2 protein-coding genes and 1 tRNA gene are annotated in these 1,870 nt (G+C 41.7%); all 3 read right to left on the bottom strand.

Annotated features, from left to right (window positions below):
- Positions 1–70 precede the first annotated feature (70 nt).
- Positions 71–712: a CatA-like O-acetyltransferase gene (locus RDS42_RS14615; protein ID WP_308784294.1), complete on the bottom strand. Its 642-nt coding sequence runs from the start codon at positions 710–712 to the stop codon at positions 71–73.
- A gap of 133 nt (positions 713–845) precedes the next feature.
- Positions 846–918: transfer RNA gene (locus RDS42_RS14610), tRNA-Gly, on the bottom strand.
- A gap of 136 nt (positions 919–1,054) precedes the next feature.
- Positions 1,055–1,828: a lysozyme family protein gene (locus RDS42_RS14605; protein WP_308784293.1), complete on the bottom strand. Its 774-nt coding sequence runs from the start codon at positions 1,826–1,828 to the stop codon at positions 1,055–1,057.
- Positions 1,829–1,870 lie beyond the last annotated feature (42 nt).

Here is a 1,870-nt window from a genome sequence, read left to right as displayed (position 1 = left end):
TAACAGACCCTTATAGGGTCAAAGCAAACCACCGGCTAAGCCGGTGGTCGTGATTAGGGAAGTATCATTTTTAATTGTGTTTTGTTATGTTTTCAAATTGTTTTTCCAACATTTGATAAAACCTGGAAATATGTAATCCATCTACCAGTGCATGATGGCATAATACTGAAAGGGGAAGCAGTGTCCGGCCGTTCTGTACAAAATACTTTCCCCATGTGATTCTTGGGTTGCTGTCTGCAGGAGAAGGAACCGGATTGATCAGAGAGGTATAAGAAATCCAAGGGACAGTAGAGATAAAAATCTTATCCAGGATATCTTCTTCCGATTCTTCAATGGAAGAGGTCTGTTTTGCATTTTCCTGCTCTTTTACAGCATAAGGAATATATTCTTCGAAAGAGCAGCAGCTGTCCAGCTGACAATAGCAATAGGTTCCGTTATCCAATGCCACGGTATGAGAGGTCTGGCAGTGATCATACTCTATGATCTGGTTATTTAAAATCCTCTGGCGAAATTCAGGAATCTGATTTGCTGCTGTAGAAACGCAATAGCACATGGTCAGAAAAAATGGAAGCCGTTGTTCTTTGATAAAGTGGATCAGTTCTGTAATATCCACATTAACAGTAACACCTACATATGGGTAAGCCAGCCCGCTGAAGTATTCAAAATGTTTTTTCCTTGTATAAGATTTCATATCCAGGTATGTGTAATTCATTTTAATGACCTTCTTTTCCAGTATTTTATGAATAGTAAATGGGAACAGGGCGAATTTCTAAGAAAGCTGGCACAGAATGCCCTGTATTTTTGATGAACAAAAAAACCAGAACAATAACTGCTCTGGTCTTAAGAGCGATAGACGGGGCTCGAACCCGCGGTCTCGACCTTGGCAAGGTCGCGCGTTACCAACTACGCCACTATCGCATATTCTGTTTTGTTCTCTGAGGTGTTTCCCTCAACGACAAAACATATGATAGCATATAGAATTGTAGTTGTCAAATGTTTTTTTGAAATTTTTTAAAAAAATTTGTAAAATCTTTCAAATGAGAAAAATATATGTTTACGGATGATAATACCGCAGCACATGTTCCGGATATTTCTGATCTCCATAGTCCCAGGGACCGGCAGTGGCATACAGAGGATTATCTTCTGAACGTGGCGTATTTCCGCTTGCCATCTGTGCAAAAGCTTCCGAAGACGCTTCCGACCAGGTGGAGATCCCGTTTTTTTCCAGATAAGCAAAATAAGGGTCGGCACCGAAATTATAGCCCTGGAGGGCAAGACGGATTTTAGCCATATCTGTGGGACTGGCAACGCCTGCTTTATCCATTGCATATTTCAGTTCCTGGATTCCACATTCAATGGAATAATCCACATCCTGGATTCCATTGGGAACCTGGGGATACTTTTTATTATAGGATCCCTCTGAGGCCTGCAGAACATCCGGTCCCTGACCAGAGCTTTCCTGCATCATAAGAGCCAGGATCAGGTCTGTATATTCGGTCATTCCGTATTGAGAAGCTGCATTTTCCACAGAGGTGCGGTAAGCTTCACAGGCAGAATTAATGGAAAGCTGTTCCGGATGCTTTTGACGGGTAAGAAAGACTGCAATAAAAATTGCGATAAGAAAAAAAGCACCTGATACAGCAAGGATAAGCTTCTGGCGCCGAACCTGCTTTTGCCGGAGACGCTTCCTGCGTATGGCCAGTTTCTCATGTCTGGAAAGACCAGCTGGTTTTTGTGACAGAGTGGGAGAAACTGCTGTCTGCTCAGAAACCTGGACAGATGGTGTATTTGATTGTATTTTCGGGGTGTTTATCTTTTGTGTATTCATAAATACATTGTATAGGGAAAATATTTATTTGAAAAGAGTGGA

It is taken from the genome of uncultured Blautia sp., assembly GCF_902497045.1.
Classification (GTDB): Bacteria; Bacillota; Clostridia; order Lachnospirales; family Lachnospiraceae; genus Blautia_A.
The sequence above is the reverse complement of the archived record's forward strand: the minus strand, read 5'-3'. Positions and strand labels throughout refer to the sequence as shown.